This is a genomic window from Cryobacterium arcticum (assembly GCF_001679725.1).
GTDB classification, from domain to species: Bacteria; Actinomycetota; Actinomycetes; order Actinomycetales; family Microbacteriaceae; genus Cryobacterium; species Cryobacterium arcticum_A.
The window spans coordinates 999,845-1,015,096 of the sequence record NZ_CP016282.1 but is presented as its reverse complement, the minus strand read 5'-3'; the positions used below and the strand labels follow the sequence as shown (position 1 = coordinate 1,015,096).

Genomic DNA, 15,252 nt, shown 5'->3' with positions numbered 1-15,252 from the left:
ACATCTTGTAATCATTCGATTACAACATCCGATGAAGGGGTCTGACCATGACTGTTCCACCGCCGGCCGACCTGATCGTGTCCGCCGAGGCCGCCCGCCACCCCGCCGAGCCTGATCCGGGCTCGAGCCGGACGAACCGGCTGCGGCGGGTACCGGTGTGGCTCGCCGTCGTCGCCGCGTCACTGCCCATGTTCATGGCCACCCTCGACAACCTCGTGGTCACCAGTGCCCTGCCCGTGATCAACGCGGACCTCTCGGCGACGATCGAGGAACTGCAGTGGGTGGTGAACGCGTACTCGCTCAGCTTCGCCACGTTCATGCTCATGGCCGTCGCCATCGGCGACCGTTTCGGGCGCCGCACGGTGTTCCTGGCCGGGATCGCCGTGTTCACCGCGGCGTCCGCGCTATGCGCGGTGAGCGTCGAACCGTGGCTGCTCATCACTGCCAGGGCGCTTCAGGGGGTGGGCGCAGCGGCCCTGATGCCGCTCTCGCTCACCCTGCTCGTCGGATCGGTGGCCGACAGGTTCCGGCCCGCGGCCATCGGCATCTGGGGCGGCATCGCCGGACTCGGTGTCGCCCTCGGCCCGCTCATCGGCGGCGCCGTAGTGGAGGGCTGGAACTGGCAGGCGATCTTCTGGCTGAATGTGCCGCTCGGCCTGCTCTCGGTCCCCCTGGCACTGGCCGCCCTGCCCAACACCTTCGGCGCCCGGCTGCGCGCCGACATCGTCGGCCTGGTGCTCGCCGGCCTGGGTGTCTTCGGCATCGTCTACGGAATCGTGCGCGGCAACGAGGCCGGCTGGTCCAGCGTCGAAGTGCTCACGGGGCTCATCGGCGGCTCGGTGCTCCTACTGGCCTTCGTCTGGTGGGAGGGGCGGGCGTCCGCGCCGCTGCTGCCGCTTCGGCTGTTTCGCGACCGGAGCTTCTCGGTGGCGAACCTGGTGGGCATCACCTTCAGCTTCGGGATCTTCGGGTCGATCTTCGTGCTGATCCAGTTCCTGCAGATCGTGCAGGGCCACAGCCCGCTCGAGGCCGGGGTGATGACGATGCCGTGGACGCTCGCGCCCATGGTCGTGGCTCCGCTGACCGGGCTGCTCAGCCCGCGCACCGGAACCCGGCTGCCGATCGTGCTGGGCCTGGTCTTCCTGGCCGCTGCGATGTTCTGGCTCGCGTCGACGATGTCGGCCGACGTCGCCTACGGCGAACTGGTGGGCCCGTTCATCCTGGCCGGGCTGGGCATGGGTCTGGTCTTCGCGCCCAGTTCCACCGCCGTGCTGGCCAACATGGCGCCGCACGATCACGCCAAGGCCTCCGGCACCAACTCCACCTTCCGGGAGATCGGCGTGGCCCTGGGCGTGGCGGTGCTCACGGCCGTGTTCACGGGCAACGGCGGCGAGCTGACACCGACCGGGTACGTGGATGCGGCGATCCCCGCGATCATGGTGGGAGCCGGCGTGCTCGCGGTCGCGGCGGTCATCGCACTGGCGCTGCCGTCCGGCCGCCGCGCGCCCGCCCTTCGCTGACCCGATCCGCAATCGTCCCCATCCCGTCGATCGAGCCTGTCGACTTGTGCGGAGCCAGTAGAAGTAGACCCCGTGAAGTGCCTCGAGATCCGCTCACCGGGTCTCGACAAGCTCGACCAACGCAATGGGTGCGTTCCGCAGACCAGCCCGCTGAGTGACGTGCATGCATGTCGCACCCCCGTCGCCGGTCGAGCATGTCGAGACCACGTGACGTGCGCGCATGTCGCGCCCCCGTCGCTGGTCGAGCATGTCGAGACCACGTGACGTGCGCGCATATCGCGCCCCCGTCGCTGGTCGAGCATGTCGAGACCACGTGACGTGCGCGCATGTCGCGCCCCCGTCGCTGGTCGAGCCTGTCGAGACCTCGTGACTCGCTTCGAGATCCACTCACCGGGTCTCGGCAAGCTCGACCAGCGTCCGACAAGCTCGACCACCGAGGTGGGAACGCCCCACAAGCCGCCTCACGTGAGCGCCCCACCCGGCGAACTTCTAGGCTGAGCTCATGCGAATTGCTGTGATCGGCGCCGGCGCCCTGGGCGGAACCTTCGCCACCCTCCTCGCCCAGGCCGGCCACGATGTCACCGTCACCGCCCGCGGCGCCGGGCTGGCCGCGATCCGGGAGCGCGGCATCCGGCTGGAGGGCGGCTTCGGCAAGGGGCAGTCCCATCCGACGGCGCTCGAGCGACTGACCGAGACGCCCGACCTGGCCCTGGTCTGCACCAAGGCGCAGGATGCCGAGGCTGCGATCGGCGACAACGCAGCCGTGCTCGACGGGGCCGCGGTCATCGTGATCCAGAACGGCCTCGATGGGGTGGACACGGCCCGGCGGCTGCTGCCCGGTTCCGAGTGCTTCGGCGCCCTGTCGATCATCGCCGCGAACTACACCGAGCCGGGCCTGGTCACCGTGACCACGGCGGCGCCCACCTACCTCGGCCGGGGCAGCGGGCCCGCCGACCAGGCGACCCGGCACTGGCAGGCGGTGCTGGCCGAAGCCGTGCCCACCCAGGCGATCGACAATTTCGTCGGCGCCCAGTGGACCAAGCTCGTGGTGAACATGCTCAATGCCCTGCCGGCGATCACCGGGCTGAGCGTGCAGAGCGTCGTGGCACACCGGGGCCTGCGCCGGATCATGACCCTGAGCATGCGCGAGGCCGTGCGGGTGGGCCTGGGCCGCGGCATCCGGTTCGGCTCGATGCAGGCCCTCGGGCACCGGCGGCTGCGGGTCTTCGCCCTGTTGCCGGTCTGGGCCGGTCAGGTGCTGCCGCTCATGATGCGCGCCCGCATGGGCACAGTGCCCAACCTGGGCTCCACCCTGCAGTCGGTGCGGCGCGGCCAACGCACCGAGGTGGACCACCTCAACGGCGTCGTCGTGCGGGAGGCCCGCCTGGCGGGGACCGCGGCACCGGTGAACACCCGGCTCACGGCGCTCGTGCACGAGGTGGAACAGAGGGGCTCGTTCCTCACCGCCACCGAGGTGGTGGAACGGTTCAGCAGGAGTCGCTGAACACCCGGGCGGGCCGGGCGGGATCGCTCAGGTCGATCACGGCCGACACCCACTGCCTGGGGCGTTCCTCCTTCTGGTAGAGGTAGTCGGCCTCGTTGGTCGTCTCGCTCTCGAGCAGAATCCGGTAGTTCCAGCCGTCCCGCAGCTCGGCGCGGTTGAGGAACTCACCGTCGAGCACCAGGATCGCGTCGGCCGGGGCCGTGGTCCAGTCCGGTTCGATCCAGGTGTCCCGCTCCGGGTCGATCACCTGGGTGACGAACGCCGTGCTGCCGCCCAGCCGGAACGGCTCGAGCAGCACCCGGCGCAACGCCGAATAGTCATAGCCGTGCCGATAGAGCCGTTCGGGGGTGTCGGCGCCGAACCGGGCCTGCTCCTGGCGTGACCGCCTGAAATACGGCAGCGAGGCACGGAAGGCGGGCGTCTCGGCCTCGTCGAACACCGCGGCCAGGTCGTCGGCGAAGGCCGTTCGGGCCGCAGCATCGGCGCCGTCGACGGCCACGATCACCCGGCCCCGACCGTTCAGGTTCAGTATCTCGGCCGCGAGGGTACGTAGGTACTCGACGCGCGGTGTGGAAACAAGCTTCATGAATCGAGCCTAGGTTAGAACGGATGAACGCCACAGCCCGAAGCACCACCACCGTCGCCGCCGATGCCGTCGAAACGACTGCCGCCGGGCTGGCCGCCGAGATCAGCACCTGGTTCGGCGAGAATGCGCGCGACCTGCCCTGGCGGCGCGCGGGCTTCAGCGCCTGGGGCACCCTGGTGAGCGAGTTCATGCTGCAGCAGACCCCGGTCAACCGGGTGATCCCGCGTCTGGCGGAATGGCTCGAACGCTGGCCGACCCCCGGCGACCTCGCGTCCGTGCCCCCGGGCGAGGCCGTACGGGCGTGGGCCAGCCTGGGCTACCCCCGTCGAGCGCTCTGGCTGCACGCCGCAGCCGTGGAGATCACCGAACGCCACGGCGGCGTGGTGCCACACGACGTGGACGATCTGCTCGCCCTCACGGGCATCGGCGACTACACCGCCAGAGCCGTCGCCGCGTTCGCCTACGGCCATCGCCATCCGGTCGTCGACACGAACACCCGGCGGGTGATCGCGCGCGCCGTGGCCGGCCAGGCCGAACCGGCGCCGCCGAGCCGGCGGCGTGACCTGGAGGCCATGTCGCAGCTGTTGCCGGAGGAGACCGTGGCCGCCGCGGTCTTCAACGCCGCGATCATGGAGCTGGGCGCCGTGGTGTGCACCAGCCGCAGCCCCCGCTGCGAGGCCTGCCCGATCCGGGATGCCTGCGCCTGGCGCGCCGCCGGCTACCCGGAGTATGCGGGACCGAAGAAGGCCGTGCAGAAGAAGTTCGAGGGCAGCGACCGGCAGGTGCGCGGCCTCATCATGGCGGAGCTGCGGGCAACCCACCACCCTGTCACGGCCGCCGAGATCGAGAGCCTCTGGCCGGACGCCGTGCAGCGCGACCGCGCCCTGGCCGGACTGCTCGCCGACGGCCTCGCCGTGTGCGTGGACACCGGGATGTACGCTCTTTCCCAGGGGTGACTCCCCTGTGCACACCTCACACCTGCGCACCCCTCACAGAAATGGTTTCGATGAAGAACTGGGCTGGCAACGTCGAGTATTCGACCGACGACATCAGGCACCCCACCAGCACCGCCGAGGTATCCGCGATCGTGGCCGCCGCATCCGGCCCGGTGAAGGCACTGGGCTCGCGGCATTCGTTCTCCACCATCGCCGATACCGAGGGCACCCTGGTTGCCCTGGATCTGCTGGCCGGTGAGCCCTCGCTGCAGTCCGGCGACGACGGCGTCCCCGTGAGTGTGCGGGTCGGCGCCGGCAGCACCTACGCCCAGGTGGGCCGCTACCTCGCCGGGCAGGGCCTCGCGCTGCCGAACCTCGCGTCGCTGCCGCACATCTCCGTGGCCGGTGCCATCCAGACCGGCACCCACGGCTCCGGGGTGCGCAACGGCTCGCTGGCCTCCTCGGTGCTGGCCCTCGAGATCGTGCGCGCCGACGGCCAGGTCGTGACCGTGAGCGAGCACGACGCCGACTTCGCCGCATCCGTGGTGGGCCTGGGCGCCGTGGGCATCGTCACCGCGGTCACGCTCCGGGTGCAGCCGCACTTCCAGATCTCGCAGTACGTGCACGAGGGGCTGTCCTGGGCGGCGGCGCTGGCGCACTGGCCGGCCATCATGTCCAGCGGCTACAGCGTGAGCGTGTTCACCACGTTCCAGGGCGAGAACACCCACCAGGTCTGGTCCAAGCGCCGGCTGGATGTGGACGGGCCGGAATTCGACCTCGCTGCCCTGGGCGCCACCGAGGCCACCGTGGCGCTGCATCCGCTGCCCGGCGTCGCCGCCGACAGCGTCACCGAGCAGCTGCGCGAACCCGGACCGTGGAACGAGCGCCTCGCGCACTTCCGCAGCGAGTTCCAGCCCAGCCACGGCGAGGAGATCCAGTCCGAATATCTGATCCCCGCCGAACACGCCGTCGCCGCCATCACCGCGCTGCGGGCGATCGGTGACCGGATCGCGCCCCTGCTGCACATCTCCGAACTGCGCAGCGTCGCCGCAGACACCGCCTGGCTCAGCCCCAGCTACGCCAGGGACTCCCTCGCCATCCACTTCACCTGGAAGCCGCTGCCGGCCGAGATCCTGGCCGTGCTCCCCCTCATCGAACACACCCTGGAGCCTTTCGCACCCCGGCCGCACTGGGGCAAGGTCTCCACGATGTCCCCGGCCGGGCTGCGCCGCGCCTATCCCCGGCTCGGCGACTTCGCCGCCCACGTGCGACGGGTCGACCCCGCCGGCCGCTTCGAGAACGCCTACCTGAAACGAGTCCTCCCCCATGACTGACGCCACCACGACCCAGACCGCTGCAGGCACGGATGCGTCGGTGCTGCCGCTCTCCGGGCTGCAGTTCACGATCGAGCACGACGGTTACTCGGCCACCATCGCAAGCGTCGGCGCGAGCCTGCGGCGTCTCACCTGGAAGGGCCGCGATCTCGTGGTTCCGTTCGCCGCCGACGAGGTGCGCCCCGGCTACCGCGGCGCCGTGCTGGCACCCTGGCCGAACCGGGTCGTCGACGGCAGCTACACCTTCGACGGCGTGGACTACCAGCTGCCGCTCACCGAGCCAAGCCGAGCGCACGCCCTGCACGGCCTGGTCTGCTGGGCGGACTGGTCGCTGCAGGCACGCTCGTCCGACTCCGTGACTCTCGGCACCACCATCGTGCCGAGCGACGGCTACCCGCACCGCATCATTCTCCTGGCCACCTACAGCCTCGCTGACGACGGCCTCACCACCACGGTGACCGCCGAGAACGTGGGCGCGAGCACCGCCCCGTACGGCACCGGCCCGCACCCCTACCTCGTGGCGGGCCCCGGCACCGTCGACGACTGGACCCTGGAGTTCCCCGCCGCGAGCTACCTCACCGTGACGCCGGACCGGCTCAGCCCCGTGGCCGTCGCGCCGGTCGACAGCACCCCGGAGTTCGACTTCCGCACCCCGCGGGTCATCGGCGACACCTTCATCGACCACGCCTTCACCGCCATCGCCCGCGACACGGATGCGGCCGCCACCGTCACGCTGACCAGCCCCGTCGGCACCGGCGTGCGCCTGACCTTCGGCCCGGAACTGCCCTGGCTGCAGGTGCACACGGCAGACCGTCCGGCACCCGAGCGGAGCCGCATCGGCCTGGCCGTCGAGCCGATGACCTGCCCGCCCGACGCCTTCTCCACAGGCGAGGACCTGGTGCGCCTGGCCCCCGGCGCCACCCACTCCGCCGCCTGGACCATCGCCGCCACCGAGGCCTGACCCTCACGCGACGTGCCAGTTGAGGGCCCCTCCGCGCGTCGGAGTGGGCCTCAACTGCCATCTCACCGCTGGCCCACCTCGCCGAGACGCAGCAAAGCACCCCTTCGAGTGCCCCCAGAGTGCACTTTGCGGCAACTCGGCAAGACACAACTCGCCGAGGGACGGCGAAAGGCCCCCTGACACTCAGTCAAGGGGCCTTCTGCTTAACGTCGCGCGGCCTGAACGGCCGAGAGTGCGAGCGCGCTGAGCGCCAACAGTGAGGGCTACAGCGCGTCGGGCTCGGTGTCAGCGACGTGACGGCCGGTGGGCGCCGGAGCGACCTCATCCTCGTCGGTGTCGTCGTCATCCTCGTCGTCGTCAGCGGCGTACTCGCGCGGCTTCACGTACGGGTCTTCGTCGCCGGCGTAGACGGCCGTGCGGGCCATCTCGCCCACCTGGGTGTCGCGCTCGCGCGCTTCACGCAGCAGGTCGTCGATCAGTGCGGCGTTCTCGGGGATCGCGTCGGCGATGAACTCGATCGACGGGGTCAGGCGAGCGGTGATGTTCTTGCCCACCTCGCTGCGGAACATGCCCGTAGCGGCCTTGAGGGCTGCGGCGCTGTCCTTGCGCTCTTCTTCGGAGCCGTAGACCGTGTAGAACACCGAAGCGTGCTGCAGGTCGCCGGTGACCTTGACGTCGGTGATGGTCACGAAGCCCAGTCGCGGGTCGCGGATGCCGCGTTCGAGCCGCTTGGCCACGATGACCTTGATGCGGTCCGCCATCTTCATAGCGCGTGCCGGATCTACCATGTCGAACTCCTAGTTTGTGGGTACTTCAGTAGCTCTTCAGCCCTCCCCCACCATCGAATTGACGCTGGCGTTTCTCGGGAAGTGAGGTCGTAGCTTGATCCCCCTAAAAAGGGAATCGGGGTAGGGGTCCCCGCTCTCTTCCCTTTTTAGGGGGATCGAGCGGAGACCCCGCGCCACCGAGGTATTAACCCCGGGGCTTTTCCTTCAATTCGATCGTCTCGATCTCATCGCCGATCTGGATGTCATTGAACTTACCAAGCCCAATACCAGCCTCGAAGTCCGTACGGACCTCGGTGACGTCATCCTTGAAGCGACGCAGCGACTCGATGGCCAGGTTGTCGCCCACGACGATGCCGTCGCGGATGACCCGTGCCTTGGCGTTTCGCGTGATCGTTCCCGACCGCACGATGACACCGGCGACGTTTCCGAACTTCGAGGAGCTGAAGACCTCGCGGATCTCGGCGATACCACTCTGCACTTCTTCGAACTCGGGCTTGAGCATTCCGGTGAGGGAAGACTCGATGTCCTCGAGCGCGTTGTAGATGACGGAGTAGAAACGCACGTCCACGCCTTCACGAGCCGCACGTTCGCGCGCCTTCGTGTCGGGGCGAACGTTGAAGCCGATGATGATGGCGTTGTCGACGGTGGCGAGATTGACGTCGCTCTCCGTGACAGCACCGACACCGCGGTGGATGATGCGCAGCTGAACGGAGTCGTCGACCTCGATCTTGAGCAGCGACTCTTCCAGGGCCTCAACGGCACCGGAAACGTCACCCTTGATGATGAGGTTGAGCGATTCGACCTTGCCCTCTTCGAGTGCACGGGTGAAGTCCTCGAGGCTGATGCGCTTGCGGGCCTTGGCCAGCAGGGCGTTGCGCTCGGCGGCTTCACGCTTCTCGGCGATCTGACGCGCGGTGCGGTCTTCCTCGATAACGAGGAAGGTGTCACCGGCGCGGGGAACGCTCGAGAGGCCCTGAACCTGGACGGCACGGGACGGAACCGCGGCGAGAACGGCGTTGCCGTTTTCGTCAGCCATCGCACGTACACGGCCGTAGGCGGTACCGGCGACGATCGAGTCACCGACACGCAGCGTTCCGGACTGGATGAGCACGGTGGCAACTGCACCGCGACCCTTGTCGAGCTTGGCCTCGATGGCCACACCGCGGGCGTCCTTGTTCGGGTTGGCGCGCATGTCGAGTCCGGCGTCAGCGGTGAGCAGGACGGCGTCCAGGATCTCCTGGATGCCGACCTTGTTCTTCGCAGACACGTCGACGAACATGACGTCTCCGCCGTACTCTTCGGCGACGAGGCCGAACTCGGTGAGCTGCTGGCGCACCTTCTGCGGGTTCGCACCGGGCTTGTCGATCTTGTTCACCGCGACCACGATCGGCACGTTGGCGGCCTGTGCGTGGTTGAGCGCCTCAATCGTCTGCGGCATGATGCCGTCATCGGCGGCGACCACGAGGATCGCGATGTCGGTGACCTGCGCACCACGAGCACGCATGGCGGTGAACGCCTCGTGACCGGGGGTGTCGATGAAGGTGATGGCACGTTCGATGCCCTCGTGCTCGGTGACGACCTGGTAGGCACCGATGTGCTGGGTGATGCCACCGGCTTCGCCCGCAGCGACCTTGGCGTTACGGATGGCGTCGAGCAGCGCGGTCTTACCGTGGTCGACGTGACCCATGACGGTGACGACGGGAGGACGGACCTCGAGCTCTTCGTCGGTCTCGTCGGCCAGCTCCTGGTCGATGTCGATGTCGAAGGCGAGCAGCAGTTCGCGGTCTTCGTCGTCGGGCGAGACCATCTGGATCTTGTAACCCAGCTCGCTGCCCAGCACGTCGAAGGTGGCCTCGTCGAGCGACTCGGTCGCCGTGGCCATTTCACCGAGGTGGAACAGCACGGTCACCAGGTTGCCCGGGCTCGCGTCGATCTTGTCGGCGAAGTCCGTGATGGAGGCACCGCGGCGCAGACGCACCACGGTTCCGCCGTCGCCACGGGGGACGCTGACGCCACCCAGCGACGGGGCCTCGCGCAGCTCGAACTCGGCCCTCTTCGTCCGCTTGGACTTGCGAGCCTTGTTCTTGCCGCCACCGCGACCGAATGCACCAGCGGTTCCACCACCGGGGCCACGGCCACGACCGCCGGCGCCGCCGCCACCGGCGGGGCGGGGCGGGCCGAAGCCGGGTGCGCCGGCAGGGGCGCCCGGACGGGTGAAGCCGGGGCGAGCGCCACCGGCGCCGCCCGGAGCGCCACCGGGGCGCTGGAATCCACCCGGACGCTGGCCGAAGCCGGTCGGGCGGGGGGCCTGGCCGGGTCCACCGGGGCGCGGGGCGCCGGGGCGGGGTGCGGCAGGGCGGGGGATGTTGCTGGGCGAGGCGGAGGACGGCGGACGCTGTCCCATGCCCTGTGCGCTCGCGAACGGGTTGTTACCCGGACGCGGGGTGGGGGTCTTGCCCATGCCCTGGTTGCTGGCGAAGGGGTTGTTGCCCGGGCGGGCACCCGGACGCGGCACGGTTCCACCCGGCTTGGCGGCCGTGGCGGTCTCGCCGCCGGCGGTTGCCGCAGGGGTGGGAGCCGCGGGGGTGGCTTCGGTGCCCGCTGCTGCGGGTGCCTCGGCTGCGGCCTTCTCGGTCGCTGCGGCCTTCTCGGCTGCTGCGGCCTTTTCGGCGGCCTGAACTTGACGCTCGGCGACGGTCAGCGGCGCGGCCGGCATGGGCGGCGCATCCGCTGCAGGAGCCTCGACGACGGGTGCGGGAGCGGGTGCGGCGGGGCGCGCCGGGCCCGGACGGACGCCGGGCTTGACCGTGGTGGTCGCGGCCGGCTTCGCGGCGGCAGGTGCCGCCGGGGTGGCAGCGGCGCCGCCGGTGGCGACTCCGTCGGCCTCGAGTGCTGCACGCAGACGGCGTGCAACGGGAGGTTCAACACTGGAGGACGGTCCCTTGACGAACTCGCCCATTTCCTTCAATTTCGCAAGGGCTACCTTGCTGTCGACACCGAGCTCAGTTGCGATCTCGTGTACGCGTGGTTTCGCAGCCACAATTCTCCTGTTCCGGGCCTGCACCCGGAAAGGGGCAGACCGTTAGTAACGGACGGTTCTCATTTCGAGCCGCTCATTAGTTATCCATTAGCCAAGTCAGCCTGTTCTCTAGTTGTTTTGCGTCCAGGGGGCTGCTCACACGCAGGGCACGCCCGAAAGCGCGCCGCTTGACGGCCTCCTGAAAGCACGCGATGGTGGGATGAATCCACGCACCGCGCCCAGGCAGGGTGGCGGTCTTGTCGACCACCAGGTCCGAATTCTGGGCGACGACCCTCAGAAGTGAGGAGCGTGAGGCGCGCGAACGGCATCCAATGCACGTTCTAACGGGTTCCATCGTACCCCCTATTCGTCATCCTCCAGAATGCTGTCTGGCTGGATGTCGATTTTTGCGCCGGTCAGCTTCGCGGCGAGGCGGGCATTCTGGCCCTCCTTGCCGATCGCGAGCGACAGCTGGTAGTCGGGCACGAGGGCCCGAACGGCCTTGATCGACTCGTCGATGACATAGGCGCTGGTGACCTTGGCCGGCGACAGTGCGCTGGCCACGAAGGTGGCCAGGTCGGGCGAGTAGTCGACGATGTCGATCTTCTCGTTGTTGAGCTCAGCGGTCACCGCGCGCACGCGCTGGCCGAGCTCGCCGATGCAGGCACCCTTGGCGTTCACGCCGGGTTCGGTGGCGCGCACGGCGATCTTGGTGCGGTGGCCGGCTTCGCGGGCCAGCGACACGATCTCCACGACGCCGCTGGCGATCTCGGGGACCTCGAGCGCGAACAGCCGACGCACGAGCGACGGGTGGGTGCGCGACACGGTGATCTGCGGGCCCTTCATGCCGCGGCCGACGGCCGTGACATACACCCGGATGCGCGAACCGTGCACGTAGCTTTCGCCGGGCACCTGCTCCTCGGGCGGCAGGATCGCTTCGATCGTGCCGAGGTCGACGTGGATCATGCGGGGGTTGGGGCCCTGCTGGATGATGCCCGCGACGATCTCGCCTTCGCGGCCCTTGAATTCGCCCAGCACCGCGTCATCCGCGATGTCGCGCAGACGCTGGTTGATGACCTGCTTGGCCGCGAATGCGGCAATGCGACCGAAGTCGTCGGGGTTGTCAACGGCTTCGCCGATGATGTTGCCCTCTTCGTCGTGCTCAGGAATGTAAATGTCGACGTGACCGGACTTGCGGTCGAGGACGACGCGAGCTCCGGGTTCTTCTTCCGCAGCCTGCTTCAGTGGCTCACCCTGGTGGGTGTGCTTGAGGTAGGCCGTCAAAATTGCTTGCTCGATGATCTGCACGAGTTCCTCGAAGGGAATCTCTTTCTCGCGCTCCATCAGCCGCAACACGCTGAGGTCGATGTCCATGGCCGGCCTCCTCTATTCAGATCTTGCCGCCGCGAAACCGCGCAGCGGGCTTCTCCCTACGGTACCGGACTCCGGGCGTACCCGTCACCCGCACCCCGGCTTCAGGAGGGACTCACCAGGCCGCTTGTGCACAAGGCGCCGTTCCCTCGTTACGATAACCCGATGAATACTCGTTCTTCCGCGAAGTCCGGCGCAGAGTCCGCCGGACGCGCCGCCCAACAGGCCGGCAACAACCCCCATCTCAAAACCCTGGCCAGGGTCGGTTATGCCGTCAACGGCCTCTTGCACGGCCTGATCGGCGCGATCGCGATCGGCCTCGCCGTAGGCGCGGGCGGAGGAAGCGCCGACCAGTCGGGGGCGCTCGGCCAGGTCGCGCAGTCCCCCGGCGGCATCTTTATGCTGTGGACCATCGTGGTGGGGTTGGCGGCGCTGGGCCTGTGGCAGGTGCTGCAGGCGTTCCTGGTGCCCGGCAGCGACCCCAAGAAGGTCTGGGCGCACCGCCTCAAGGAGATCGGCAAGGGTGTCGCCTATCTGTTCGTGGCCGGTACGGCACTCACCGTGGCGCTCAACGGCTCGGCGAACTCATCGCAGAGCACCTCGTCGGCCAGCGCATCCGTGCTCGCCCTGCCCGGCGGGCCCGTCCTGCTGATGATCGCCGGACTCGCGGTGCTCGCGATCGGCGGCTACTTCGTCTACAAGGGTGCGGCCAAGAAGTTCACCGAGGACCTCGCGGTGCCCACAGGCACCGTCGGCCGGGTCACCGTGGGGCTGGGCGTTGCCGGATACGTGGCCAAGGGCATTGCGGTGGGCGTGGTGGGCATCCTGGCGATCGTGGCGGGCTTCACGGTCGACCCGAGCCAGTCCACCGGGCTCGACGGCGCGTTGCATTCGCTGGCCGAGTTGCCGTTCGGCACCGTCATCCTGGTACTGGTGGGTCTCGGCCTCATCGCCTACGGCGTGTACTGCTTCTTCCGAGCCCGCTTCGCCCGCCTCTAGCTCGGCTTCGACGCGTGACAAACACGCCGGTCGAGCTTGTCGAGACCCCGTGAGAGGTCTCGACAAGCTCGACCAACGACGGGGCGCGACAGGCACGCACGTCACCTGGTCTCGACAAGCTCGACCAACGACGGTGACCGTCCCCGAGGCCCGGTCACCAGGTCTCGACAAGCTCGACCAACGACGCCGAGCGTCCCCGAGACCCGGTCACCAGGTCTCGACAAGCTCGACCAACGACGGTGAGCGTCCCCGAGGCCCGGTCACCAGGTCTCGACAAGCTCGACCAACGACGGTGAGCGTCCCCGAGGCCCCGTGACGTCCCTACCGGACGCGACAAGAACGCCGGTCGAGCTTGTCGAGACCCCGTGAGAGGTCTCGACTAGCTCGACCAGCGGGCCGACGGTTAGGCGAAATGGCCGGCCAGCTCGGTGACGGCCACCTGGGTGCGCTCGCCCGAACGGCGGTCCCACAGCTCCACGATGCCGTCGGCCGCGCCGCGGCCCACGATCACGATGGTGGGGATACCGATGAGCTCTGCGTCGCCGAACTTGACGCCCGGCGACACCTTGCGGCGGTCGTCGTAGAGCACGTCGCGGCCGGAGGCCTCGAGCATCGCGGTCACGGCCTCGCTGGTCTCGAAGACCACCTCGTCGCGGCCCGTGGCGATCACGTGCACATCGAACGGGGCCACGGCCTCGGGCCAGATCAGGCCCTTGGCGTCGTTGTTGAGCTCGGCGATCACGGCGAGGGCGCGGGTGACGCCGATGCCGTAGGAGCCCATCGTGACGGTGACGAGCTTGCCGTTCTCGTCGAGCACCTTGAGGCCCAGCGCCTCGGCGTACTTGCGGCCGAGCTGGAACACGTGGCCGATCTCCATGCCGCGGGCAAGTTCCACCGGGCCGGAGCCGTCGGGGGCGGGGTCTCCGGCGCGCACCTCTGCGGCTTCGACGGTACCGTCGGCCGTGAAGTCACGACCGGCGACGAGGCCGAAGACGTGGCGGCCGGCCTCGTTGGCGCCGGTGATCCACTCGGTGCCGTCGACCACGCGCGGGTCGACCAGGTAACGGATGCCGGTGGCCGATTCGGCACCCAGCATCGCGCCGGTCGCGGCCCACGGGCCGATGTAGCCCTTCACCAGGCCCGGGCGGCCGGGAATCTTGTCGAGCTTGGCGAAGTCGCCGTCGTTGGCGGCCTCCACCTCGGCGGGGGCGAAGGCGACCTCGACGCGCTTGAGGTCGACCTCACGGTCACCGGGCACGCCGATCACGACGATCTCGCGGCTGCCGTCGAGCTGCACGAGCGCAAGGACCACGTTCTTGAGCGTGTCCGCCGCGGTCCACTCGCGCCCGTCGGGGCGCGGGTGGTTGGCGTTGGCACTGTCCACCAGGGTCTGGATGGTGGGGGTGTCCGGGGTGTCGTGCACCTCGGCGGCAGGGAACCCGGTGAAGTCGATCGCGGCGGGCGCCACGGTGCGGAAGGCCTCCACGTTGGCCGCGTAGCCGCCGGCCGAGCGCACGAAGGTGTCTTCGCCGACCGGAGTGGGGTGCAGGAACTCTTCGCTCTTCGAGCCGCCCATGGCACCGGCATCTGCCTGCACGACGACGTACTCGAGGCCGAGGCGGGTGAAGATGCGCTCGTAGGCGTCCCGCTGGGCCTGGTAGCTCACGTCGAGGCCGGCATCCGTGTAGTCGAAGGAGTAGGCGTCCTTCATGGTGAACTCGCGGCCGCGCAGCAGTCCACCGCGGGAGCGGGCCTCGTCGCGGTACTTGTCCTGGATCTGGAAGATCGACAGGGGCAGGTCCTTGTAGCTGTTGTAGAGGTCCTTCACCATGAGGGTGAAGACCTCTTCGTGGGTGGGGGCCAGCAGCAGGTCGCTGCCCTTGCGGTCCTGCAGGCGGAACAGGCCGTCGCCGTACTCGTCCCAGCGACCGGTGACCTCGTAGGGCTCGCGCGGCAGCAGGGCCGGGAAGTGCACCTCGAACGCGCCGGCCGCGGCCATCTCCTCGCGGATGATGGTCTCGATCTTCGCCTTGACCTTCAGGCCCAGCGGCAGCCAGGCGAAGATGCCCGGCGCCTGACGACGGATGTAGCCGGCCCGCACAAGCAGGCGGTGGCTGGTGACCTCGGCATCAGAGGGGTCTTCGCGGAGGGTACGGAGAAAGTAGTTCGACATACGAATAGGCACGCCCCTACTTTACGGCGCGCGCAGGCGGCGCGTCGGCGCGGGCACCTCAC

At 68.9% G+C, this 15,252-nt stretch carries 12 protein-coding genes; 6 read left to right on the top strand and 6 right to left on the bottom strand.

Translation table 11 applies throughout. The features are described from left to right. The first annotated feature begins 47 nt into the window (after nucleotides 1-47). Both PA27867_RS04500 and PA27867_RS04495 read left to right on the top strand, forming a co-directional pair. A complete protein-coding gene (locus PA27867_RS04500; protein ID WP_157109119.1) occupies nucleotides 48-1,520 on the top strand; it encodes an MFS transporter in 1,473 nt (490 codons plus the stop codon). Between the two features lie 502 nt (nucleotides 1,521-2,022). Continuing rightward, a complete protein-coding gene (locus tag PA27867_RS04495) occupies nucleotides 2,023-3,024 on the top strand; it encodes a ketopantoate reductase family protein (protein ID WP_066593866.1) in 1,002 nt (333 codons plus the stop codon). Here PA27867_RS04495 and PA27867_RS04490 read toward each other — a convergent pair. Further along, on the bottom strand, nucleotides 3,008-3,610 hold the full coding sequence (locus PA27867_RS04490; RefSeq protein WP_066593864.1) for a hypothetical protein: 603 nt from the start codon (nucleotides 3,608-3,610) through the stop codon (nucleotides 3,008-3,010). The two genes, PA27867_RS04495 and PA27867_RS04490, sit on opposite strands and share 17 nt — an antisense overlap. Before the next feature lie 23 nt (nucleotides 3,611-3,633). Here PA27867_RS04490 and PA27867_RS04485 point away from each other — a divergent pair, with 23 nt between their 5' ends. Genes PA27867_RS04485 through PA27867_RS04475 form a run of 3 tightly spaced genes read left to right on the top strand, consistent with a single transcriptional unit; the run spans nucleotide 3,634 to nucleotide 6,840 of the window. Further along, nucleotides 3,634-4,566 carry an A/G-specific adenine glycosylase gene (locus PA27867_RS04485; protein WP_084020692.1) on the top strand — a complete coding sequence of 311 codons (933 nt, stop codon included), beginning with the start codon at nucleotides 3,634-3,636 and terminating at the stop codon, nucleotides 4,564-4,566. Between the two features lie 50 nt (nucleotides 4,567-4,616). After that, nucleotides 4,617-5,879 carry a D-arabinono-1,4-lactone oxidase gene (locus tag PA27867_RS04480; RefSeq protein ID WP_066593862.1) on the top strand — a complete coding sequence of 421 codons (1,263 nt, stop codon included), beginning with the start codon at nucleotides 4,617-4,619 and terminating at the stop codon, nucleotides 5,877-5,879. Further along, the gene (locus tag PA27867_RS04475) at nucleotides 5,872-6,840 is read left to right on the top strand and encodes an aldose 1-epimerase family protein (RefSeq protein ID WP_066593860.1); all 969 of its coding nucleotides are present in this window, start codon (nucleotides 5,872-5,874) and stop codon (nucleotides 6,838-6,840) included. Before PA27867_RS04480 ends, PA27867_RS04475 begins: the two co-directional genes overlap by 8 nt. Before the next feature lie 263 nt (nucleotides 6,841-7,103). Here the strand turns inward: PA27867_RS04475 and rbfA are convergent, their stop codons facing one another. The 4 genes from rbfA to nusA all read right to left on the bottom strand — a co-directional run bounded on the left by rbfA (nucleotide 7,104) and on the right by nusA (nucleotide 12,021). Further along, nucleotides 7,104-7,628 carry a 30S ribosome-binding factor RbfA gene (rbfA, locus tag PA27867_RS04470; protein ID WP_066593858.1) on the bottom strand — a complete coding sequence of 175 codons (525 nt, stop codon included), beginning with the start codon at nucleotides 7,626-7,628 and terminating at the stop codon, nucleotides 7,104-7,106. A 184-nt stretch (nucleotides 7,629-7,812) separates the two neighbouring features. Continuing rightward, nucleotides 7,813-10,668 (bottom strand): translation initiation factor IF-2, encoded by a 2,856-nt coding sequence (gene infB, locus PA27867_RS04465; protein WP_066593856.1) that lies wholly within the window; start codon nucleotides 10,666-10,668, stop codon nucleotides 7,813-7,815. A 76-nt stretch (nucleotides 10,669-10,744) separates the two neighbouring features. Next, a complete protein-coding gene (locus PA27867_RS04460; RefSeq protein WP_066593854.1) occupies nucleotides 10,745-11,002 on the bottom strand; it encodes a YlxR family protein in 258 nt (85 codons plus the stop codon). Between the two features lie 8 nt (nucleotides 11,003-11,010). Next, the gene (gene nusA, locus PA27867_RS04455) at nucleotides 11,011-12,021 is read right to left on the bottom strand and encodes a transcription termination factor NusA (RefSeq protein ID WP_066593852.1); all 1,011 of its coding nucleotides are present in this window, start codon (nucleotides 12,019-12,021) and stop codon (nucleotides 11,011-11,013) included. 162 nt (nucleotides 12,022-12,183) lie between these two features. Between nusA and PA27867_RS04450 the strand changes: the two genes are divergently transcribed. Continuing rightward, nucleotides 12,184-13,017, top strand: a complete 834-nt coding sequence (locus PA27867_RS04450; protein ID WP_084020690.1) for a DUF1206 domain-containing protein — start codon at nucleotides 12,184-12,186, stop codon at nucleotides 13,015-13,017. Between the two features lie 403 nt (nucleotides 13,018-13,420). Here the strand turns inward: PA27867_RS04450 and PA27867_RS04445 are convergent, their stop codons facing one another. Continuing rightward, nucleotides 13,421-15,190 carry a proline--tRNA ligase gene (locus tag PA27867_RS04445; RefSeq protein WP_066593850.1) on the bottom strand — a complete coding sequence of 590 codons (1,770 nt, stop codon included), beginning with the start codon at nucleotides 15,188-15,190 and terminating at the stop codon, nucleotides 13,421-13,423. Nucleotides 15,191-15,252: the final 62 nt, after the last annotated feature.